22 protein-coding genes and 1 pseudogene are annotated in these 20,596 nt (G+C 64.0%); 2 read left to right on the top strand and 21 right to left on the bottom strand.

Going from position 1 to position 20,596, the window contains the following annotated elements; translation table 11 throughout:
* Positions 1 to 122: 122 nt before the first annotated feature.
* The 6 genes from WDO72_19650 to WDO72_19625 all read right to left on the bottom strand — a co-directional run bounded on the left by WDO72_19650 (position 123) and on the right by WDO72_19625 (position 6,867).
* Complete coding sequence (locus WDO72_19650) at positions 123 to 1,148, bottom strand: glycosyltransferase family 1 protein (protein ID MEJ0087889.1); 1,026 nt, start codon at positions 1,146 to 1,148, stop codon at positions 123 to 125.
* A gap of 55 nt (positions 1,149 to 1,203) precedes the next feature.
* On the bottom strand, positions 1,204 to 2,037 hold the full coding sequence (locus tag WDO72_19645) for a type 1 glutamine amidotransferase (GenBank protein ID MEJ0087888.1): 834 nt from the start codon (positions 2,035 to 2,037) through the stop codon (positions 1,204 to 1,206).
* A 1-nt stretch (position 2,038) separates the two neighbouring features.
* Positions 2,039 to 3,205, bottom strand: a complete 1,167-nt coding sequence (locus tag WDO72_19640) for an iron-containing alcohol dehydrogenase (GenBank protein MEJ0087887.1) — start codon at positions 3,203 to 3,205, stop codon at positions 2,039 to 2,041.
* Positions 3,202 to 4,593, bottom strand: coding sequence for an aldehyde dehydrogenase family protein (locus WDO72_19635; protein ID MEJ0087886.1), 1,392 nt, complete (start codon positions 4,591 to 4,593; stop codon positions 3,202 to 3,204). The genes WDO72_19640 and WDO72_19635 overlap by 4 nt, the downstream gene beginning before the upstream one ends.
* Positions 4,593 to 5,963 carry a glutamine synthetase gene (locus tag WDO72_19630; GenBank protein MEJ0087885.1) on the bottom strand — a complete coding sequence of 457 codons (1,371 nt, stop codon included), beginning with the start codon at positions 5,961 to 5,963 and terminating at the stop codon, positions 4,593 to 4,595. The genes WDO72_19635 and WDO72_19630 overlap by 1 nt, the downstream gene beginning before the upstream one ends.
* Before the next feature lie 259 nt (positions 5,964 to 6,222).
* Positions 6,223 to 6,867, bottom strand: coding sequence for a DUF998 domain-containing protein (locus WDO72_19625; GenBank protein ID MEJ0087884.1), 645 nt, complete (start codon positions 6,865 to 6,867; stop codon positions 6,223 to 6,225).
* Between WDO72_19625 and WDO72_19620 the strand changes: the two genes are divergently transcribed.
* Both WDO72_19620 and WDO72_19615 read left to right on the top strand, forming a co-directional pair.
* A complete protein-coding gene (locus WDO72_19620) occupies positions 6,868 to 7,479 on the top strand; it encodes a polymer-forming cytoskeletal protein (protein ID MEJ0087883.1) in 612 nt (203 codons plus the stop codon). It abuts the gene before it with no gap.
* Positions 7,480 to 7,486: 7 nt separating this feature from the next.
* Complete coding sequence (locus WDO72_19615) at positions 7,487 to 7,840, top strand: hypothetical protein (GenBank protein ID MEJ0087882.1); 354 nt, start codon at positions 7,487 to 7,489, stop codon at positions 7,838 to 7,840.
* 77 nt (positions 7,841 to 7,917) lie between these two features.
* Here WDO72_19615 and WDO72_19610 read toward each other — a convergent pair whose 3' ends face one another.
* From WDO72_19610 to flhA, 15 genes and pseudogenes are all read right to left on the bottom strand, one after another.
* Positions 7,918 to 8,457: an NAD(P)H-dependent oxidoreductase gene (locus WDO72_19610; protein ID MEJ0087881.1), complete on the bottom strand. Its 540-nt coding sequence runs from the start codon at positions 8,455 to 8,457 to the stop codon at positions 7,918 to 7,920.
* A 253-nt stretch (positions 8,458 to 8,710) separates the two neighbouring features.
* The gene (locus WDO72_19605) at positions 8,711 to 9,118 is read right to left on the bottom strand and encodes a DUF1398 domain-containing protein (GenBank protein ID MEJ0087880.1); all 408 of its coding nucleotides are present in this window, start codon (positions 9,116 to 9,118) and stop codon (positions 8,711 to 8,713) included.
* Positions 9,115 to 9,732, bottom strand: coding sequence for a dihydrofolate reductase family protein (locus WDO72_19600; protein ID MEJ0087879.1), 618 nt, complete (start codon positions 9,730 to 9,732; stop codon positions 9,115 to 9,117). Before WDO72_19600 ends, WDO72_19605 begins: the two co-directional genes overlap by 4 nt.
* A gap of 290 nt (positions 9,733 to 10,022) precedes the next feature.
* Positions 10,023 to 10,235: a type II toxin-antitoxin system HicB family antitoxin gene (locus WDO72_19595; GenBank protein MEJ0087878.1), complete on the bottom strand. Its 213-nt coding sequence runs from the start codon at positions 10,233 to 10,235 to the stop codon at positions 10,023 to 10,025.
* A 10-nt stretch (positions 10,236 to 10,245) separates the two neighbouring features.
* Positions 10,246 to 10,436: pseudogene (locus tag WDO72_19590) on the bottom strand (type II toxin-antitoxin system HicA family toxin).
* An 87-nt stretch (positions 10,437 to 10,523) separates the two neighbouring features.
* Entirely contained in the window at positions 10,524 to 11,405 is an 882-nt protein-coding gene (locus WDO72_19585) for an HDOD domain-containing protein (protein ID MEJ0087877.1), read from the bottom strand.
* A 13-nt stretch (positions 11,406 to 11,418) separates the two neighbouring features.
* Complete coding sequence (locus WDO72_19580; GenBank protein ID MEJ0087876.1) at positions 11,419 to 12,312, bottom strand: HDOD domain-containing protein; 894 nt, start codon at positions 12,310 to 12,312, stop codon at positions 11,419 to 11,421.
* Positions 12,309 to 13,193 (bottom strand): HDOD domain-containing protein, encoded by an 885-nt coding sequence (locus WDO72_19575; GenBank protein MEJ0087875.1) that lies wholly within the window; start codon positions 13,191 to 13,193, stop codon positions 12,309 to 12,311. Before WDO72_19575 ends, WDO72_19580 begins: the two co-directional genes overlap by 4 nt.
* A gap of 124 nt (positions 13,194 to 13,317) precedes the next feature.
* Complete coding sequence (locus WDO72_19570) at positions 13,318 to 13,755, bottom strand: DUF2802 domain-containing protein (GenBank protein ID MEJ0087874.1); 438 nt, start codon at positions 13,753 to 13,755, stop codon at positions 13,318 to 13,320.
* Positions 13,756 to 13,838: 83 nt separating this feature from the next.
* Positions 13,839 to 14,864 carry a flagellar motor protein MotD gene (gene motD / locus WDO72_19565; protein ID MEJ0087873.1) on the bottom strand — a complete coding sequence of 342 codons (1,026 nt, stop codon included), beginning with the start codon at positions 14,862 to 14,864 and terminating at the stop codon, positions 13,839 to 13,841.
* 6 nt (positions 14,865 to 14,870) lie between these two features.
* Positions 14,871 to 15,611: a flagellar motor protein gene (locus WDO72_19560; protein MEJ0087872.1), complete on the bottom strand. Its 741-nt coding sequence runs from the start codon at positions 15,609 to 15,611 to the stop codon at positions 14,871 to 14,873.
* A 9-nt stretch (positions 15,612 to 15,620) separates the two neighbouring features.
* On the bottom strand, positions 15,621 to 16,343 hold the full coding sequence (locus WDO72_19555; GenBank protein MEJ0087871.1) for an RNA polymerase sigma factor FliA: 723 nt from the start codon (positions 16,341 to 16,343) through the stop codon (positions 15,621 to 15,623).
* Positions 16,340 to 17,176, bottom strand: coding sequence for a MinD/ParA family protein (locus WDO72_19550; GenBank protein ID MEJ0087870.1), 837 nt, complete (start codon positions 17,174 to 17,176; stop codon positions 16,340 to 16,342). Before WDO72_19550 ends, WDO72_19555 begins: the two co-directional genes overlap by 4 nt.
* A 34-nt stretch (positions 17,177 to 17,210) precedes the next feature.
* Positions 17,211 to 18,479: a flagellar biosynthesis protein FlhF gene (gene flhF / locus WDO72_19545; GenBank protein ID MEJ0087869.1), complete on the bottom strand. Its 1,269-nt coding sequence runs from the start codon at positions 18,477 to 18,479 to the stop codon at positions 17,211 to 17,213.
* 22 nt (positions 18,480 to 18,501) lie between these two features.
* Positions 18,502 to 20,592, bottom strand: coding sequence for a flagellar biosynthesis protein FlhA (gene flhA, locus WDO72_19540; GenBank protein ID MEJ0087868.1), 2,091 nt, complete (start codon positions 20,590 to 20,592; stop codon positions 18,502 to 18,504).
* Positions 20,593 to 20,596: the final 4 nt, after the last annotated feature.

The raw sequence follows: 20,596 nt of genomic DNA, 5'->3' as shown, positions 1-20,596 counted from the left end.
CGAGTATAGGCCGAGCCTTTGGATGGCCCGCAAGAGAAACGCTTGATGTGGGTTACGTCGTTTGCCGGGGGAGCCGGCAAGAGATCTGTGCGTCAGTGCAACTGATTGTTTGGGCTAGGAAATCATGCGAAGGCCGCGAGGGTCTTCTCGCGTTTGCGCGGATGCAGGTTGCCGAAGAACTGCAGCGTCGCGGCCCGCCAGGTGAACATGCCGGCTCTCGCCAGCGCATCTTCGCTCCGCAGTTTCAGCGCGCCGAGACACGCAGTGCGCAGATCTTCGTGCAGCACGCCAGCGCTGGAATTGCCGACTACATCGCGCGGACCGGTCACGGGATACGCCGCCACCGGCAAACCGCAGGCCATCGCCTCCAGCAGCACGAGGCCGAAGGTATCGGTCTTGCTGGGAAACACGAACACATCCGCGGAGGCGTACACCTGCGCCAGTTCCTCGCGCTCGAGCAACCCGAGGTAGTTCACCTTGGGAAACCGCGCGCGGATACGCTCGAGCGCCGGCCCCGCACCCACCACCCACTTCGAACCGGGTAGATCGAGCTCGAGAAATGCCTCGACATTCTTTTCAACGGCCACGCGCCCGACGTACAGGAAAATCGGCGGCTCACTGTTGAGGCGCTTCGATTGCTGCGGATGGAAGATGTCGGCATCGACACCGCGCGACCAAAGCCGCACACGTTCGAAACCGTTCGAGACCAGGTCGTCGACGACCACTTGCGTGGGCGCCATCACCGCGCGCGAAGGCTTGTGGAACCAGCGCAGCCACGCATAGCTCCACGACAGTGGCATCCGCATCCGTGCGTGCACGTATTCCGGGAAACGCGTGTGATAGGCGGTAGTGAACGGAAAGTCGTTGCGCAACGCGAAGCGCCGTGCGGCCAACCCCAGCGGGCCTTCGGTCGCGATGTGCAGCACATCGGGATCGAACTCGCGGATCTTGCGCTTCACGCCCGCACCCGGCAGCAGCGACAGGCGGATCTCCGGGTAGGTAGGACACGGCAGCGTGCGGAATTCGAGCGGCGTAAGGAACCGCACTTCGTGCCCCATCGCGGTCAGTTCGCGCGCGGTGGTCTTGAGTGTACGCACCACGCCATTGACCTGCGGCTCCCAGGCATCCGTCACGAGCATGATTTTCATGGCTATGTAGTGCGCCATGAAATCGTTGCAAGCACATGACAGAGCTGGCTTTTCTTTACTTCAGAACCTGCTTGTCGAGCCAGTTGCGCAGCTCGGCGAGTTTGATCGTGGGATCGGTGATGGATGCTCCGACCCCGAATCGCCATGCGAGGCGCGCGTCTTCGGGGTGCTCGTTCAAGGTGACGAGGTCCGCCGCCAGCGCATCGAGTTCCGCCTGGTCCTTGACCAGCCTGTCGCGGATCAGCACGTCGCCATAGCGGCGCGCCATCGCGGCGATCTCCGCGCAGCTGTACTCCGGGTGGTATTGCACACCCCAGAACACGCCGTGTTTGTGCCGGATTTCGGCGGCCTGCAAGCCCATGTCGTTGTGCGCCAGCGGCGTCGAGCCGGCCGGCAGGCTATCTACCGTGTCGACGTGGACCGTGCAGGCTTCGAATACTTCCGGCTTGCCCTGGAACATTGCATGGTCGCGGCCGGGTGACGTGAGCGTGATCCGCCGCCCGAAGCCGAATTCGCGCCCGCGCGGGTTGCGCACCACGCTGCCGCCCGCGGCGGTAACACCGACCTGCAGGCCCCAGCAACTGCCGAAAGTGGGCACACCCGCCGCAAATACCGCCTTGACCAGATCGATCTGCCGCTCGACGGCCGGCTCGAGCGAATAGATGTTCAACGCGGACCCGGTGATGGCGGCGCCCGCGTAGTCGCCGAGCGTGACACCGGCGGGTAGTTTGGGCTCCCCATCGGCCGGATGGACGATGTCGCACTCGATGCCGGGCCTCAGGCGCTTGAGCGTCGCGGCGTAACCGTCGCCGGAGGCCGTGCCGCCGACCGAGACGTGTTTCGCGCGCGTCTCGGCGGTGTTGCCGTCGATGATGAGGATGCGCGCCAAGTCAGCTCTTCAGCGACAGGTCGCCCTTCACCGCCGAACGGAAGATGCGCTCGAGCGTGGCCGCATCAACGGGAATGGGGTTACCGCCGGCGCTCGGGTCGATCGCCGCCTCGCGGCCGATCTCCTCCGGGTTGCGCAACGTCACGCCGATGTCGGACAGCGCATGCGGAATGCCGAGCTCCTTGCGAAAGCCCAGCACCCAGTCGAGCACGCCATCGATACCGGGCTTCGGCAGATCGAGCACGCGCGAGAGCAGCTTCATGCGATCGGCAATCGCGTCCTTGTTGTGCACGATCACGTACGGCGTGATGACGGCGTTGGTCAGGCCATGGTGCGTGTCGAAAAAGGACCCGACCGGGTGCGCGATGGCGTGCACGGCGCCGAGACCCTTCTGGAATGCCGTCGCCCCCATGCTGGCCGCGGCCAGCATGCGCGAGCGCGCTTCGAGATCGCCGCCGTTCTTCACGGCGCGCGGTAGATAGACCTTGATGAGCCGCATGCCTTCGAGCGCCACGCCGTCGGCCAGCGGATGGAAGCCCGGCGCGCAATACGCCTCGAAGCAATGCACCCAGGCATCGAAGCCGGTAGCCGCTGTGATCTTGGGCGGCAGCCCGACGGTGAGCTCCGGATCCGCGATGACGATGCCCGGCATCATCTTCGGATGGAAGATGATCTTCTTCTGGTGGGTTTCCTCGTTGAGGATGACGCCCGCGCGCCCCACTTCACTGCCCGTGCCCGCCGTCGTCGGCACCGCGATGACCGGCGCAATGCCGGCCGGATCCGCGCGCGTCCACCAGTCGCCGATATCCTCGAAATCCCACAGCGGTCGCGTCTGACCGGACATGAATGCAATGACCTTGCCGGCGTCGAGCGCGGAACCGCCGCCAAAGGCGATGACGCCATCGTGCGCACCCGCGTGATACGCCTTCAAGCCAGCCTCGACATTCGCCGCCACCGGATTGCCCTTCACGTCGGCAAACAACTTTGCCATCGGCAGCAATGCCAGCGCGTTGCGGATCATCGGCGAATCCCTCAGCCCCGTATCGGTGACGATCAGGGGCCGGACGATGCCTAACTTCTCGCAGGCCTGCGGAAGTTCTTTGACGCGGCCGGGACCGGTCCAGACCGTGGTCGGATAGTTCCAGTTGCCCTTCATGGGAACGCTCATGTCTTCAGTCTCATGTGGAATGATTTTGGGCGGGTCAGGTGTTCGTAACCCACCGCAGAAAGCGTGCAGCCGCGCCCGGAATCCTTGACACCCACCCACGCCAGCGCGGGGTCCAGATAGTCACAGCGGTTCATGAACCAGGTGCCGGTGTTGACGCGATCGCCCAGGGCCAGCGCCGCGTCCGCGTCTTCCGTCCAGATCGCGGCAGTCAGACCGAAGTCGCTGTCGTTCATGAGGTCGATCGCCTCGTCGTCCGAGCTGACCTTCATGATGCCCGCGACGGGCCCGAAGATCTCCTCGCGCATCACCGGCATGCGGTGATCGACTTCGAGCAGCACCTGCGGCGCAAGGTAAGGCGTGCCGGCTTGCGACTTCGCAAAGGCGGATTCCGCGAGCGCAGCTTTGGCGCCACCCGCGATGGAGGCGTTTATCTGCGTGCGAACGCCGTCTGCAGCGGCCGTGCGCACCAGGGGACCGAGCGTGGTGGCCGGATCCAGAGGATCGCCGAGCGCGTACTTGCGCGTGAGCTCGATGAACCCCTCGGTGAACTTGCGGTACACGCCGTGATGCACGTACACGCGTTGCAACCCGCAGCACGATTGCCCCGAATTGAAATACGCGCCGTCGACGATGTTCTCGATGGCGTGATCTAGATTGGCGTCGTGCCGCACGTACACCGGATCGCAACCGCCGAGCTCGAGCCCGACACCGATGAAACGCGCCGCGGCGGCACGTTGCACGGCATGCCCGCCGGCCACCGAGCCCGTGAACGCGACGAAATCCACGCGCGGATCGCGGATGATGCGATCCGTGTCTTCATGCGACGCGTGCACGACCTGGAACACGCCGTTGGGCAAACCCGCCGCAGCCAGGCATTCGGCGAATCGCTCCGCCGCGAGCGGAGTCTGCGCGGAATGTTTGAGGATCACCGCATTGCCTGCCATCAACGCCGGCACGACACTGTTGACGGCAATGAGATACGGGTAGTTCCACGCCGCCACGGTGAACACCACACCGAGCGGCTCGCGGCGCACGAAGCGGTTGAAGTTCTCCTTCGCCCCCACGTCGATGTCCGCCAGCGCCTGCGGCGCGATCGCGATCATGTGGCGCGCGCGCTCGAGCGTACCGCGCACTTCGCTCGGCGCGTAGCGCAGCGGGCGGCCCATCTGCCAGGTCAGTTCCTCGGCGATCTTGTCACCACGTTTTTCGAACTCGTCGCAGAACGCCGTCAGGATCTTCGTGCGCTCCGCGAGCGGCACGTTGCGCCACGCCACCTGCGCGTGTCGCGCGATGCGCAGCAGCTCGTTGATCTCCTCCGGAGTCGCGAGCGCCCGCTCTACGTACACCCGTCCGTCGACGGGGCTGATCGTCTTCTGTAGCGCCGGCATCAGATGATCTCGAAGTAACGCGCCAGTTCCCAATCCGTGATGGCACGGCGGAACTCGCGGTCCTCCCATTCGCGGCTGGCCGCGAAGTGTTCGACGAATGCATCGCCGAACAAGGCGCGGCCGGCCTTGGATTTTTCCAGCCACTCCGAAGCTTCGGTCAGCGTGCGCGGCAACGAGCGGCTCTTGGGGAATGTCTTTTCATAGGCGTTGCCCTGGACCGCCGGATCCGGCTCGATCTTGTTCTCGATGCCGTGCAAGCCCGAACCGATGGCGACCGCCAACGCGAGGTACGGGTTGATGTCGGCCGCGGCGATGCGGTACTCGACCCGCTGGCTCGAGGGCCCGCCCGGAATCACGCGCAACGCGCAGGTGCGGTTCTCCACACCCCAGGTCGCGTTGGTCGGCGCCCAGAAACCCGGGATCAGGCGCGAATAGGCGTTCACCGTGGACGCGACCATGGCTAACAACTCCGGCATCAGCTTCTGCTGGCCACCAACATACCAGCGCATCTCGTCCGACATGTTGTGCGGCTTCTTCGGGTCGTGAAAGGCGGACTTGCCGCCCTTCTTGCGATTGAGCGACGTATGGATGTGACCGCTCTGCCCCGGCCAGTCCTTCGACCACTTGGCCATGAACGTCGCCATCATCCCGTTTCGCTGCGCGAGGATCTTGGTATAGGTCTTGAACAACGCGCCGCGGTCGGCCGCCTCAAGCGCCTCGCAATACTGGATCGCCGCCTCGAGCACACCCGGGCCCGTTTCGGTGTGCAGGCCTTCGAGCGGAATGCGCATGCTCGTGCACATCTGCATGAGCTGGTGATAGAACTCCGAGTGCACCGAGCTGCGCAGCACCGAATAGCCGAAGAAACCCGGCGTCATGGTTGTGAGGTCGCGGAAATTCTTGGCGCGGATGCTCTCGGGAGTTTCCTTGAACATGAAGAATTCGAATTCGGTGGCGGCGTTGACGCCGTAACCCATGTCGGACGCCTTGGCGAGCACGCGACGCAGGACCGCGCGCGGGCAGACCGCCTCCGCCTTCTCGGCGAACTCTCCGAGGAACATCACCATGTCGCCTTCGAACGGCACGGCGCGGCAGGTATCGGTCAACACGCGCACGGGCGCATCCGGGTACGCGGTGTGCCAGCCGGTGTATTTCACGTTGTCGTAGAGCTGGTCGTTGGAGTCCCAGCCCAGCACCACGTCGCAAAAGCCGAAGCCCTTGTCGAGCGCGGAGAAGAACTTGTCGCGGCCCATATACTTGCCGCGCATGATGCCGTCGTTGTCGAAGACACCGACCTTGACGTGGTCGAGCTTGCGTTCCACGACGATTTTGCGGGCGTCGGCCGCGGTGCGTACGTTTTCGGGGGTCATGGGCACTCTTATATATGGGTCGGGAAGCCTGGATGTGGAGTATGTGTCGGCGCCCCGTCACGGGGGAAGAGCACCGCCCGGATGCCGGCCCAGCGCCGGTTCGTTGGGCATCTGGGCGCGGGATTCTCAACCTGTGGCCCGGCAGCTTCTCCTGGCAATGGGTTGATTTGGCGACGCCGGCCAACGATTGAGCCGAGCGCCACGCCGGCGACAATCTGGACTCGCACGATTTCGCCCATATGTGCGTTATCCAGCCTTGTTAGGCGCTGCGAATGCTTTGCTTCGCCAGATAGCCACCGCACAACACCGCCCACGCAAGAACTGCGCATTCCATGAGCCGCTGACTCAAGCCCGCGGCGGGCGAAGATGGTGAGAACGTGAGCAGCCCAACAAGTGCGGCCCCCGAAGCCACGTACCCGGCCACGACCAGGCGACCCGCGTCCGGCCATGCGAGTGCCGCGCGCGCAAGGGCGAGCAGGAAGGCAGGCGCGAGAAGATAGCCCAGCAATCCAACCGCGTTGTGTATGAGTTGTGAGGTGCTTGGTGTCTCTGGCCGGCAACCGAGGTCGCAAGGGAATGACGCCGCGACGACATAGCCCACCGCATACACCGCGAGGCCCAGCAGCCCGAGCGCGGCACCGCGAGATCGCGGGAGCGCAGCGAATGCGAAACCACAGAATGCGAGCAGGAGAACGCCCGACGGAAGAAAGCCTGCGAACCGCACCGGCCATTCGTACGGCGAACCGCGAGCGCCCAGTTCGCTGATGAATTGACTGACGTGGCTGTACCCTGGTGTGAGAGCGCCAGCTACCACGACCATCAGCGCCATGACGACGAAACAGGCACGGGCTGCGAATGCGGCCAGCGCGCCAGTGCTGCTTGAGTTCGACATCTTGTTTTCCATGTGCCTGCTCTACCCTCGGCCATTGTCGGCATATCCCGACAAATTGCTCGGGAGTTTGACACTCCGGACTTCGCTGTGTACTTACGTCCCACGATCTCGCGCAAGATCGCGCGTTTCAATTACAGGAGTTTCGTCATGGCATTGTGGAACGATCAATCTGACCGCGAGAAGAACGCCCCCGCCCCGGCTGCGAAAGCGCCCGAAAAGGTCGCCGTATTGTCCGCCGTTTCCGATGCGCCTGTGCGCCCTGCTGTTACGCAGGCCCGTTCGGATGCGGCGCTGAAGGAATCCGTGATTTCCGCCGGGCTCGTCATCGAAGGCAAGATCGAAGGCGCGGGCCACGTTCGCATCGCCGGCGAGTTCAAAGGCGATGTCAACGTGCAGGGCAACCTGACGATCGAGCCTGGCGCGCACCTGACCGGCGGCGTCAAAGCCGACACGGTGACCATCGGCGGCCAGCTCGATGGCAACATCGATGCCGCATCACGCGTCGAACTACTTCAGACGGGCGTGCTCAATGGCGAACTGAAGGCTGGCTCGCTCACTGTCGCGGCCGGTTCACGCATGCGCGGCAAGGCGGAGTTCGGTTGGGACGAGAAGTCCAAGCACTGACGTTCCGATGAACGTCCGTGTCGCGGCACCCGGGAAGACCAGGACCTGTCCGCATTGCAAGGCAACGATCCTCGAGAGCGCGAGGATCTGCCCGGGATGCCATCACCATCTGCGGTTCGATCCGAATGCGATCGTCGAGGCCCGTGCGCAGGCGACGTTCTCGGCGCTGCGGGTTGAAGGCGCGTTCCGCAATCCGGAGGCCGGCGCCGATTCGTGGGAGTACTCGGTCGTGGTTTCGGTCAAGAACGAGCGCGGAGAGGAAGTGGCGCGCAAGGTAGTTGGAGTTGGGGCGCTCGATCCGAGGGAGAGCCGGACCGTGACGCTTTCAGTGGACGTGTTTGCGCCACCGGGGGCGAAGTAGGCGCACTCCGCGTCAACAAATCCTGCACAAGGCGCCGCATGCAATCACCAGTAGTTATTCACTGGACAACGGCGGATTCATGGCTGCGCCTTGGCATCCGCCTTTGCATTCTTTACCTGCCGAGCAAACAAGTCAGCGTCGGTATCGTGCCTGGCAGGCAAATAGCCGTCTCGACAGTTGGCGTGTGCGACGCCACCAAAGTGGATGCCAAGGTAGTTGAACGTATCGCGAAAGGCATTCACGAAAGATGCGGGAGCTTCATCATAGATCGACGTGCACACCACGTACGCCCTCTTCCCCCGCAATCGGCGACCCTCGTTCAGAAGGTCGGGAAGCTCTAGATAGTCCGAGATCCGATCGAGAAACACTTTCATCGTCGGAGCTACCGCGTACCAATAAACGGGCGTGGCGAACAGCAACTGATCGAACTCCAATACACGCTTCATGAGCGGCTCAAAGTCATCGTTCCGATTTCGGTGCTCGTAGTCGTACCCTGACATTCGAACGCTGGCGAGGTCGACGATCTCGATCTTCAGGTTCGTGGCAATGCGATCCACGAACTGGCCGGTGTTGCCGTTGCGACGGGAACTGGAGAACAAGGCGATGGCGTTCAACATGGACCTGACACTCGAGCCAAGCTCCTGACAGGCAAGAGTGTTTTCCAACCATTCGGCATCGGCAAATACCCGACAGCAAATGCGGGGAGAGTGCTAGCGACAATCCACTGCGCCATGACTACGCCGACCATTGTCATCCTCTCTCGGAAAAGCCAGAGATCCATGAGAGCCGCCTAACGGCTGAGGTGAGCGCCATGGGCGCTGCTGCGTGAACTTGACACTTTATCTTTCACGCGTGCGCCTGAGCCATTTGCTAGACATCAGCAGGTGCCGCGCCCGGAAACCATTCGACGTGCTGGTCTCCATGACGACCGAGGTAGACCACACGCTTGCCGCGCAGAAAAGCGTGGTAAGAGTGCACCCCAGCCAAGATGGCTCGGCTACAGAAATCCCGGAACGCCTGCCCTTTCTTCTGGTTATCCAGGATTGCCGCACGAAGAGCTGGCGCGTCAAAACGTTCGGCGATCTCGGGCAGCCGTTCAAAAATCAGAGGAACGACGACGACACCACTGCTCACGCCGTAGAAGGTGAAATGCAGAGCTCGATAGTCGACGTGATAGGACTCGACGCCTTCACCAAGCAAACCACTAACGATTTGCGGGAAAGGCATCGAGCCGGACATCGAAGCGGAGGCAAGCTTGGCGATTTGCGCCGTATTCATGTGAGTAAGATTTCGTTTGTAGGCTGTGAGGTTATTGACGAACGATTGAGCCGACCGTCGCACGCGCGCCGGTAGTGCATGGCAACCGCGCCACCGCGGAGCGGCTTCGCCGAGATCAACTCGAGCCGTCGCGTGCTGGGCAGCCCGCCCTCGTAAAGCGTCGGGCCGTGGCCGGCGATCCTGGGGTGGACGAGTAACTTGTACTCGTCGATCAGATCCAGCCGGTCCAGCTCGGTCGCGAGCTTGCCACTACCGAGGAGCACGCCGTTCGGGGTCGCGTCCTTGAGCTTCCGTACACCCGTGCGCAGATTGCCGGCGATGTGGTGGCTGTTGGCCCAGGGGAAGTCCTTTCGCGTCGAGGACACCACGTACTTCGGCTTGGCCGCAAGCTTGATCGCCCACTCGCGCATCGCCGGCGGTGCCTCGGCGTCGCCGCGGGCGACCGCTGGCCAGTAACTCTCCATCATCTCGTAAGTGACGCGGCCCCACAGCATCGCCCCGCTCTCGTCCATGAGGCGGGTGAAGAAGGCGCGCGTCTCGTCGTCGGCGATTCCTTCCTGGTGATCGACGCAGCCGTCCAGGGTGACGTTGATACTGAAGGTCAAGATTCCCATGGTGTCCTCTGTTCGAGATACTCGACGAGCCGCTCGTCGTCTGGCTCTAAGAGCACGAGTCAAATTCGCGAGGTGCTCACCCTGCGCTCGAGCGACTTGTTAGGCCACATCACTTCGCCAACGTGCGGTGTCTAATTCCCAAGCGAACCTCGAATCGGTGAAATGAGTTCGTGAGTTTGGCGCGGCAGAAAATCGGATGCGGGAGTACCATCGCGCAGCCTCGCCATCCAGTCTTCCGGGCCGTACTCGACACCGATCGGATTGGCGGCGAAGTCTGCTCCAACGATTTGTCAGGCGGCAACTTCGACGTATTCGACGGTACTTGAGGGCGGTGGAATGGGCGAGCCGTCTTCTCGCAGCCCATCGAGGTGGAAAGCAATTGCTTCGCGAATAGCGGCCTCCGTATCCGCTAGCGTTGCGCCAGTTGCGATGCAACCCGGCAGATCTGGAACATAGGCCGAGAAGTTCGAACCCGCGTTTTCAATGACAACGGCGTAGCGCATCGCAGTTACCTTAATTTCGCCTGAGGCCAGCCTGCTTGAGGATACTGTTGAGAGTGCCCGGTGCCAAATCATCGCTCGGCTTTCCCGGAACCGTTACCCGCCCTGGCTTCGCCGGTGCTTGAATTGCCGATGACTGCCGCGCGTCGCGACCAAGAACCACCCATCGATGTGCAGGAGGCGCAGCAGGTCGCTCACTTTCATGCGCCCACGCTAGAATTGGCGCCGTCATTCGCGCACCTCTAAATCTTGCGCGAATGGCGAGATTTTCCGCCTAACGGCTGAGCCGACTTACTTGATCGACAGCCGCAAATCTTCGATTTCTTCTTTCGCCTGCTCGAGCGTCTCTTCCACGGCCATCAAATTCAACCGCAGCCGGGAAAACGACGCGATCTTCTCCACCGTCATCGACAGATCGTGCATACGCCCCGCATGCCCCACCACAAGGTAGCTAGTGGCAAGAATATCCGTCAGATCCGGCTCATCCCCCACCACTTCGCGGTTGAGATTCTCGTACTGCACGACAGCGTCGATCACATCTTCATTGACCCGCCACCCCGCCAGAATCCCTTTCGCAAACGGCGCATGCCACTTGCGCAATATCGCGCCGTACTTCGTCCGGTCCCGCAGCACAAACGGGTAGTGCGCCGCACGCGTCAGGATGAACAGCTTCCCCACCCCATGCATGAGCCCACCCAGGAACGCGAGATCGCGATTCACGCGCGTGAATTTGCGCGCAATCACGAACGACACCGCCGCGGTCCACGCACTGCGCTCCCACAGTGCCTCCATGTGTGGCCGGATGTCCTTGACCTGGTGCGCCTGCGACAGCTGACGCATGGCATAAGCCAGCGCGGCCGACCGCAGCAGGTCGAAGCCCACGCGCGTCACGGCGTTACGAATGTCCGTCACTTTCCGGCGCGTCGGATTCAACGCTGCCGAATTCGCCATCTGCAACACGCGCCCCACGAGCACCGGCTCATAGTTGATCACGGGCACGAGCTGCGGGATGCCGACATTGGGATCGCTGAGCATCTGCTGCAGACGCGTGACGATCTGCGGCACGCCAGGCAGCGCAACCTGCGCGTCGGGTTTGATCCCGGCCAAATCTTTCTCGAGCGCCGCGGCATCATGCGCGACGATGTTCTCGATGGTTGTCGTCCCTAGCGCCATCGCGGGCATATCCCTAACCTCCCAACGCCGCTTTGAGCGCTGCAATTTCTTCGGCGGATTCGTCGATCACGCTGGCGCAATCGCGCAGCTGCAGCTGCAGGCGCTTCAATCCCTTGACCAGCGAGTCGTTCGCGGCATCCATCTCGCCGCCGTGCCGGTTGCGTTCCACCAGCGTGGCCAGCGACAACACGTCGGTCAGCGTCACGGGCCCGCGCTGATCGCGGTCCATGTCTTCATGAGAGGCGACCGCGTCGACGATCTCGTCGGCGACCCGCCAGTTCTCGAGCAGCGCCTTCGACACATTCGTGTGCCAGTCGCGCACGATCGCGTTGTAGGTCAGCGGATCGGCAGTAAGCGTTGGGTATTTGGCCGCGCGCGTCAGGATGTAGATACGGCCGACGTTGTGCATCAGACCCGCCAGCAAAGCGGTATCGCCGTTGAGCGACGAGAAGCGCCGCGCGATCACATGCGACAAAGCCGCGATCTGTACGCTGTTCTTCCACAGGCCGTCGAGCGGCGCTTCGAGATGTTTGAATTCGGGTGACTTCTTGAGCTGGTCGACGACGAAGGCGAGCGATGCCGACCGGACGATGTTGAACCCGACGCGCGCCACGGCCATGCGCAGGTCGGCAATCTTGCGGCCGGAGGAATTCAACGCCGCGGAATTGGCCATGCTCATGAGTTTGCCTGCGAGCATGGGCTCGGAGCCGACCACGCGCACGACGATGTCATTGGAGACGTTCTCGTCGGACAGCGTCTTCTGCAGCTTGAGCACGATGTCGGGCACCGAAGGCAGTTCCACCTGGCCCTGCGAAAGCTCGGCGGCAAGCGCCTTCACGAAGGCGAACACCACGGTGTTCGGCATCGCGCGCGTCTCGATCGTCGAAGTGGCTTCTGCCGTACTCATGCGCCCAATGCCTGCCGAAGCGAGGAAATTGCGTGGTGGGATTCAGCCAGCGCCGCGCCGCAGGATTTTGCGTCGAGCTTCATCCGGCGCGCGGCGGGCATTCCAAGGAACAACATGTCGTCGCCGCGCGGATCGGGCCCGAGCGACGCCAGCGCGTTGCTGACAGCGAGTACGTCCGTGAGATCGGTAGTCCCCTCGTGAGTGCGGTCGAGGTCCTCGCAGTCCACAACGGCGCGGACGACCTCCTCGGCCATATCCCAATTGCGCAGAATGGCTTGGGCTACCCGCCCGTGCCACTCAGCGACGATTTGCTGGTAGGTGCCGGCGTCCCGCAGCAACGCGGGATATCGCGCCGCACGCGTGAGTAGATAGAGTTTGCCGACGCCCTGCAGCAGCCCGGCGAGTAGCGAGGTATCCGCGTTCACCTGCGTGAAGCGGCTGGCGATGACATGGCTTACCGCGCCGACATGGGCGCCGTGTTGCCAGAGCTCCATCAACGGCTCGTCGAGTCCCTTGTAGGCCTCCGCACGGCGCAGCTGGGACATCGCGAAGGCGATCGTCGCGCTGCGTGCCATGTTGAATCCGATGCGGGAGATCGCAGCGCGCAGATCGGTGAGGCGCTTGCCGCTGGCGTTGAGCGCCGCGGAATTCGAAAGCTGCAGCAGCCGCGCGGCCAGCGCCGGCTCGGCGCTGACGACGCGTACGACGTGTTCGATTTCGACTTCGTCGTTGGCGAGCGCCCTGCGGACGCGCACGGCGATATCGGGGAAACTCGGCAGGTCGATCTTTTCGCCCGCCAGCTCGACGCCCAATGCTTCGACGAGGCGTGCGGCATCGCTGCCACGCCCAGCGGCTGAAATCACGCCGCGGGTAACAACCAAGGCAGGCTCCTGATCCAAACTCATGCAGTGGTTATCGGTCCGGAGCGCCGGGTATTTAACGTTTAAATGCTTAATGTGAACTGCCCGTGTCAGGCGGGGCTCCGCCTTGCCGGTGCGCGATATGTCAAGCCGCGTGGGCACCGGCGGCGCAGTGCAGACGGCGCAACAGGCGCGCTTCGGCCCGCGTGGTGCCGCAGCTCGCGACGATCTCCTCGATGCTCGCGCCCCCGCGGGCCATGCGGATCGCCATCTCGTAGCCGCGGGCACCGCTCGGAGCGGCACCGGGCAATGGCTGCGGCGCTTCGGCGGGCGCCGCCGCCTGGCGGCTGACCATGGGCGACGGCAGCGAAAGGTCGTGCACTTGACTTGAGAGTTCGGTGAGTTTCTCGGCGAGCCGCTGGATCTCGACGAGCGCCTGGTCGTGTTGCGCGGAGAGACGCGCGAAGTTGGCGGCGGAATCGCGGCGCGCGGCGAGCAATGCCCACGCAAAGCCACCGAAAGCCAGCAGCAGCAGCGCGGCGCGCAGGCCCAACAACACGGTTTCGTAATTCTCCATCGACATCGCACTCTCCTCGTCAATTCAACGTCGCAATCGAAGGCGACAGACTGAATTAGCAGGATTCGTGCCAGTGCCGAAGCGTCAAACTAGTTCGTCGACGGCGTCACAGCGGGCGGCAATCCTGCTGCCGCGGATGCTGGCATGGGCGCGGTGGTCGTGGGCAATGGCATCGCAGTGGGCGCGCTGGCCGGCGCCGCCGGTTCTCCGGGCACCGCGCGTTGCTGCGCGGGCTCGGTCGAATGGATGTCGGGCATTTCCATCGGCTCGCTGCCGTCGGTGGCGTCGGCGGTGCCCGACAGGATCACGAGCAGCACGCGGCGATTGGCGTTGCGATTATCCGCCGTGTCGTTGGGTTTGGCGGGCCGCCATTCGCCGAGGCCGATCACCGACAGACGATTCGGTGAAACACCGCCGTCCGCCAGTAGATGGACCACGCTCGCGGCACGCGCAGAAGAAAGCTCCCAGTTCGAGGGGAACAACGCGGTTTTGATGGGTTTGTTGTCGGTGTGACCTTCGACGCGGATCGGGTTCGGATACGGTGCGAGGGTGCGCGCCAGCGCCTGCAGTGCCGGCACTGCCGATGGAGAGATGATGGCGACGCCGCTCGGAAACAGGATGTCGGCGCGTATCTCGACTTCGATCCAGAATGAATGGCGCTTCACGGTCACCAGCTGCGCGTCGACGAGTGCCGCGAGCGACGCTTCCACGTCATCGGCGACTTTCGCGAGCTCGGGCGGCACGATGACCTCGATCTTCTTTGCATTGCCGTTGCGAGGCGCGGGTCCCATGCCCTTGCCGTCCTGGTCGCCGATCGACACGGCCTCGAGCAATTCGTGCGGCTCGCCTTCGATCTTGGCATTGGCCATGCTCGATGCGATGTCCACGCCCGTGCCGCGGGATTTCTCCCCTATCTTCACCGGATCGAGCGAAGTCGGCGAGCCACGGAACGCGGCCTGCAGTGAATCCGACAACACGCGGAATTTTCCTTCGTTCACCGAAGAGATCGCGTACATGACGACGAAAAACGCCAGCAACAACGTGATCAGATCCCCATAGGGAATCGCCCACGCCTCGTGGTTTATGTGTTCTTCGTGCCTACGTTTGCGCGCCATGGAGCATCAATGCAGATAGCCATGGAGCTTGGCTTCGATCGCGCGGGGGTTCTCGCCTTGCGCGATCGAAATCATTCCTTCGATGATCATCTCGCGCACCTGGCTCTGCTCGGCGACGATGCCCTTGAGCTTGCCGGCCATGGGCAGGAAGAAAAGATTGGCGAGGCCGATGCCGTAGATGGTCGCGGTGAACGCCGCGGCGATGCCGTGGCCGAGCTTCGACGGATCCGCCAGGTTCTGCATGACGGCCATCAGGCCGAGCACGGCACCGATGATGCCGAGCGTGGGCGCGTAGATTCCCATTCCTTCCCAGACCTTCGCGGCGCGGTTGTCGTTGTGCTCGCGCACACCGAGCTCGACTTCCATGATGCCGCGGATCGCGTCGGGCTCCGAGCCGTCCACCACGAGCTGCAGGCCCTTCTGCACGAAGGTGTCCTCCTGCTGGCGGATCATGGGCTCCAGGCCTAACAACCCCTGCTTGCGGGCGATGTTCGACCACTCGACGATTTTCTGGATCAGCAGCTCGGCGCCCAGCGCCGGCGGCTTGAACACCCAGCTGACGCGATTCAGCGCGAGTTTGAAAACCGGCAGCGGCGTCTGGATGAAGATCGACGCGAACGTGCCGACGAACACGATCATGAACGCGGCAGCCGACAGCAGCGCCTTCAAGCCCGCGCCCTTGAGGACGGCGCCCACCAGGATGGCCACCATCGCGAGAATGAATCCGACTACCGATAAGATATCCATGGGTTCGAACTACTCGAGGCGGTCGCGCCAGCCGGACAAGCGCGCCTGCAGGCGCGTCAACGCCTGGCCGTGAATCTGGCAGATACGCGACTCGCTCACCTTCAGCACCGCACCGATCTCCTTCAGGTTCAATTCGTCGTCGTAATACAGGGACATCACCGTGCGCTCGCGATCCGGCAGGCCTGCGATGGCGTCCGTCAGCGCGGCGCGAAATCTCTCGTCGATCACGTCGCGGAACGGGTCCGCATCGGGATCGGTGGCGTTGATCTCGCCCTCCTCGGTCGTGAGGCTCGCGATCTGGCAACCCGCCGCGTCCTCGACGATCTTGTGATACTCGTCGAGGCTCACTCCCATCTTGTTCGCCACGTCCGTATCGCGCGCTTCGCGGCCGATCTCGGCCTCGAGCTCGCGAATCGCATTCGCCACCGCGCGCGCCTTGCGATGCACGGAGCGCGGTGCCCAGTCGAGCTTGCGCAACCCGTCGAGCATCGCGCCGCGGATACGAATGCCGGCGTAGGTCTCGAACGAAGCTCCGCGCCCCGCCGAGTAGTTCGCGGCCGCCTCGAGCAGCCCCAACATGCCGGCCTGGATCAGGTCATCGACTTCAACAGACGCAGGCAGCCGGCCGGCCAGGTGATACGCAATGCGTTTCACCAATTCGGCATGGCGCATCACCAACGCTTCGGTTTCCCGGGCGCTGGGACGCTGGCTGTAAGCGCTGACTCCTGTCATCGAACCACCTCGAGGCGGACCGACGGACGCCGGATCAGGCGCTCCACGAAAAATTCCACGTTCCCCCGGGGGCCTTCGGCTACAGGCCACATATCGGCCCGCAGCGCGAGGGTCTTGAGGGCGACGGACGACGGCGACTGCGGGTAAGCCTGCACAACGGGACGCTGTTCACGGATCGAGCGGCGCAGGAACGGGTCTTCCGGGATTTCGCCGACGTAATCGAGCTCGACGGTCAGGAACCGCGTTGCCACCCGTTCGAAGCGCTGGAACAGGCCCTGCCCCTGCCCGCGGCCGCGCACCTGGTTCACCAGCACGCGGAATTTCTTCACGCCGTGGTCACGCGAAAGGATCTTGATCAGCGCATAGGCATCGGTGAGCGACGCCGGCTCGTCGCAGATCACCACCAGCACCTGCTGCGCAGCCTGGGAGAACTGCAGCACGGAGCCTGCGATGCCGGGGGCGGTATCGACCACCATCACGTCGAGCTTGGTCGTGAGGTCGCCGAAGGCGCGCACGAGACCCAGATGCGTCAGCGTGTCGAGCTCGGCGAGTTGCGCGATACCCGAGGCGGCCGGCACCACTTTGAAACCCTGCGGCGCATCGAGGACGATCTCTTCGAGCGAGCAATTGCCGGCCAACACGTCGGCCAGCGTGAGCCGCGGCGTGAGGCCGAGAAAAACGTCGACGTTGGCCAAACCCAGATCGCCATCCAGCAGCATGACCTGTTTGCCGCGCTGGGCGAGCGTGGCGGCGAGATTCACGGCGACCGTGGTCTTGCCCACGCCGCCCTTGCCGCCCGTGACGGCGATGACCTGGACCGGGGACGCATTCACGGCGCGTGTCACTCCTGAAAGGCTGGGCTCAGGCTTACGTGCCGACATGTTCTGCTCCCGAGATTCTGCGCTGCATGGTTTCGTCGTCCGGTGTCACGTTGTTGCGGTGGGCGATGTCGACGGCGCGCGCCACGAGGCTGTGCGCGCGGGCCGGCTCGAGATCTTCGGGCACGCGTTGCCCGTCGCTCACGTAGGCCGCCGGTAGTTTGGTGCGCACCAGCGCCGAGAGGATTCCGCCGAGGCTCGCGGCTTCGTCCACCTTGGTGATACACACCGCGGTCGGCTGGGCGAGCGAGAAGCGATTGAGGACCTCGTCGATGGTGCCGGCCTGGGTGCTCGCGGGCAGCACGATCGCCGATTCCATCTTCTCCTGCTGCATCTGCTGCAGCAGCCGCAGGCGGCGCGCCAGCTCCGGGTCGCGCGGGCTCGCGCCCGCCGTGTCGATCAACACCAGGCGCTGGCCGGAGAGGCCCGCCAGCAGCTCGGGTAGTTCGGCGATGTCGTAAACGGTGTGCGCCGTGACGCCCAGCAGGCGCCCCAGCATGTGCATCTGTTCGTGCGCGCCGATGCGCACCGCGTCCGCGGACACCAGCGCGATGCGGCGCGGGCCGTGACGCAGCACCCAGCGGGCCGCGAGTTTCGCGATCAGCGTGGTCTTGCCGGCCCCGGCGGGACCGGCGAACGCGACGCGGCCGCCCTCTTCGAGCCAGCGGTCGCCCGTGACCTGCACGGTGCGCGCGATCGTCGCGAGCGCAAAACGGCGCGCGGCGGTGAAATTCAAGTCATTCGGGATCTTGTGCGCCAGCGACTGGGACAGCTCGTTCGACAACCCGAGCCGCGCGAGCTCCTTGAGCATCGCGGCCTGCATCGGCGAGCGGCGCGACATGTCGTTCCAGGTGAGCGTGGCGAGCTGCGCTTCGAGCATGCGGCGCATGCCCTTCACTTCTTCGGCCAGCGTCGCCTCGGCAGCGGGCGCTTCGAGCTTGGGCAGCGGAGCATCGTCTTCGTGCGAGCCGAAATGCGCGACTTCCGGAGATAGCTGCGACGAGGCGCGCTTGAGCTTGGTGAAATCCACGCTGCGGACAGCCGGTTCGGCGGCACGCGTGACGACCGGCGCCGGCGTGCGCGCCCGCGGATCCGCTTCGAGCGTCGCGCGCTGCGATTCGAAATCGATCGCGGCGACCACCTCGACTTCATCGCCGACCTTGCCGGACGACAGGATCACCGCGTCGGGCCCCAGGGCCTCGCGGACCTGGGTCAGCGCCGAGCGCATGTCTTTGGCCAGATATCTTTGTATTTTCATCGTTCCTTCGTCCGCTCAGGTCCTATCTACCCACCGCGGTCACCATCCTGACCTTGCGGTTGTCCGGCACTTCGTTCCAGGCCAGCACGTGTAATCCGGGCACGCTGACCCGGAAGAACCGGGCCAGCGCCGCGCGCAGCGTGGGCGGCGTCAGCAACACCGCCGGTTCGCCGCCACGTTCTTGACGCTGCGCCGCGTCTGCCAGACCTCGTTGCAAGCGCTCTGCCAGCCCTGGCTCCAAACCGGGGTTTCCGCCCCCATTTGTCAGTCCATTTGACAGAAGTCGCTCTAGTTCTGGCTCAAGTGTGATGACGGGCAACTCGTCGGCGAGTCCGACGATGTCCTGGACGATCTGCCGACCCAGGGCAACCCTTACCTGGCCGATCAGGATCTGCGGATCCGTCGACCGCGGACCGGCTTCCGCCAAAGCTTCGACGATGGCGCGGACGTTGCGGATGGGCACGCGCTCGGCCAGCAGGCCCTGCATGACGCGCACGACCACCGCCAGCGGCAGCACTTTCGGCACGAGTTCTTCCACCAGCTTCGGCGCCGTCTTGGCGAGCGCCTTGAGCAGCTGCTCCGCTTCTTCGTGGCCGAACAGTTCATGTGCGTGTGTCTGAATGAGATGCGACAGGTGCGTCGCGATGACCGTGGCTGCATCGACGACGGTGTATCCCAGCGACTGCGCGTGTTCGCGCATCGACGGCTCGATCCAGATGGCTTCCATGCCGAAGGCCGGATCGCGCGTCGCGATGCCCTGCAGCGTGCCGAACACGCGGCCCGGGTTGATCGCCAGTTCGCGATCCGGATGGATCACGCTTTCGCCGATCGCCACACCGGCGAGCCGGATGCGATAGGCATTCGGCCCCAATTCGAGGTTGTCGCGGATGTGCACGGCCTGCACGAGGAAGCCGAGCTCCTGCGTGAGCTTGCGGCGGATGCCGCGGATGCGCGCCAGCAAATCGCCACCCTTGGTGCGATCGACCAGCGGCACGAGGCGATACCCGACTTCGAGACCGATCACGTCGACCGGACGCACGTCCTCCCACGACAGCTCCTGCACATCGGTCGGCGGTGGTGGTGGCGGCGGCTCGGGCGCGGCAATGGCCGCCGCTTCGGCTTCTGCGCGTTTTTTCACCAGCCGCCACGCGCCGTAACCGCACAACGCGGCGATCGACAGGAACGCCATGTTCGGCATGCCCGGAATGAGACCCATGACGCCAAGCACCGCGGCCGCGACGCCCAGCGCCTTCGGCTGGCCAAACAACTGTTTGCTGAGCTCGCCACCCATGTCCTGCTCGCGCGTGACGCGGGTGACGATGATGGCGACCGCGACCGACAACATGAGCCCGGGAATCTGCGCGACCAGACCGTCACCGATGGTCAGCAGCGTATACGTGCGCGTCGCCTCGCCCATCGGCAGGTCGTGCATCATCGTGCCGATCAAAAGGCCGCCGACGATGTTGATGATCATGATGAGGATGCCGGCGACGGCATCGCCGCGGACGAACTTGCTGGCGCCGTCCATCGAGCCGTAGAAATCCGATTCGGCGCGCACTTCGGCGCGGCGCAGCCGCGCCTCGTCCTGCGTGATGATGCCGGCGTTCAAGTCGGCGTCGATGGCCATCTGCTTGCCGGGCATCGCGTCCAACGCGAACCGGGCGGACACTTCGGACACGCGGCCGGCGCCCTTGGTCACCACGACGAAGTTGATGATGGTGAGGATGATGAACACCACCGCGCCGACGGCGTAGTTGCCGCCGATCACGAATTCGCCGAAGGCTGCGATCACCTTGCCGGCCGCGTGCGAACCCTCGTGGCCGTGCATGAGCACGACGCGCGTAGAAGCGACGTTGAGTGCCAGGCGCAGGATGGTCACGAGCAACAGCACGGTCGGGAAGATCGCGAAATCGAGCGGCCGCTTGACGTTGAACACCGCCATGACGATGACCAGCGCCAGCGCGATGTTGAACGTGAACAACACGTCCAGCACCACCGGTGGCAGCGGCAGGATCATCATCGCGAGGATGGAGATGAGGCCCAGCGGGATGCCGATGCCGATGCGCAGCAGCGCTGCGCCGGGACTTGCGGGAGTTGTGGTTATGATGGCCATCGGT

Source organism: Pseudomonadota bacterium (genome assembly GCA_037200975.1).
Taxonomy (GTDB): domain Bacteria; phylum Pseudomonadota; class Gammaproteobacteria; order Steroidobacterales; family Steroidobacteraceae; genus CADEED01.
This window is presented reverse-complemented; position numbering and strand designations above follow the sequence as displayed.

Coding starts and splice junctions, on each gene's coding strand:
- WDO72_19650 (MEJ0087889.1), bottom strand. CDS start 1,148: ATGAAAATCATGCTCGTGACGGATGCCTGGGAGCCGCAGGTCAATGGC.
- WDO72_19640 (MEJ0087887.1), bottom strand. CDS start 3,205: ATGAGCGTTCCCATGAAGGGCAACTGGAACTATCCGACCACGGTCTGG.
- WDO72_19635 (MEJ0087886.1), bottom strand. CDS start 4,593: ATGCCGGCGCTACAGAAGACGATCAGCCCCGTCGACGGACGGGTGTAC.
- WDO72_19630 (MEJ0087885.1), bottom strand. CDS start 5,963: ATGACCCCCGAAAACGTACGCACCGCGGCCGACGCCCGCAAAATCGTC.
- WDO72_19625 (MEJ0087884.1), bottom strand. CDS start 6,867: ATGGAAAACAAGATGTCGAACTCAAGCAGCACTGGCGCGCTGGCCGCA.
- WDO72_19615 (MEJ0087882.1), top strand. CDS start 7,487: ATGAACGTCCGTGTCGCGGCACCCGGGAAGACCAGGACCTGTCCGCAT.
- WDO72_19610 (MEJ0087881.1), bottom strand. CDS start 8,457: ATGTTGAACGCCATCGCCTTGTTCTCCAGTTCCCGTCGCAACGGCAAC.
- WDO72_19605 (MEJ0087880.1), bottom strand. CDS start 9,118: ATGAATACGGCGCAAATCGCCAAGCTTGCCTCCGCTTCGATGTCCGGC.
- WDO72_19600 (MEJ0087879.1), bottom strand. CDS start 9,732: ATGGGAATCTTGACCTTCAGTATCAACGTCACCCTGGACGGCTGCGTC.
- WDO72_19595 (MEJ0087878.1), bottom strand. CDS start 10,235: ATGCGCTACGCCGTTGTCATTGAAAACGCGGGTTCGAACTTCTCGGCC.
- WDO72_19585 (MEJ0087877.1), bottom strand. CDS start 11,405: ATGGCGCTAGGGACGACAACCATCGAGAACATCGTCGCGCATGATGCC.
- WDO72_19580 (MEJ0087876.1), bottom strand. CDS start 12,312: ATGAGTACGGCAGAAGCCACTTCGACGATCGAGACGCGCGCGATGCCG.
- WDO72_19570 (MEJ0087874.1), bottom strand. CDS start 13,755: ATGTCGATGGAGAATTACGAAACCGTGTTGTTGGGCCTGCGCGCCGCG.
- motD (MEJ0087873.1), bottom strand. CDS start 14,864: ATGGCGCGCAAACGTAGGCACGAAGAACACATAAACCACGAGGCGTGG.
- WDO72_19560 (MEJ0087872.1), bottom strand. CDS start 15,611: ATGGATATCTTATCGGTAGTCGGATTCATTCTCGCGATGGTGGCCATC.
- WDO72_19555 (MEJ0087871.1), bottom strand. CDS start 16,343: ATGACAGGAGTCAGCGCTTACAGCCAGCGTCCCAGCGCCCGGGAAACC.
- flhF (MEJ0087869.1), bottom strand. CDS start 18,479: ATGAAAATACAAAGATATCTGGCCAAAGACATGCGCTCGGCGCTGACC.
- flhA (MEJ0087868.1), bottom strand. CDS start 20,592: ATGGCCATCATAACCACAACTCCCGCAAGTCCCGGCGCAGCGCTGCTG.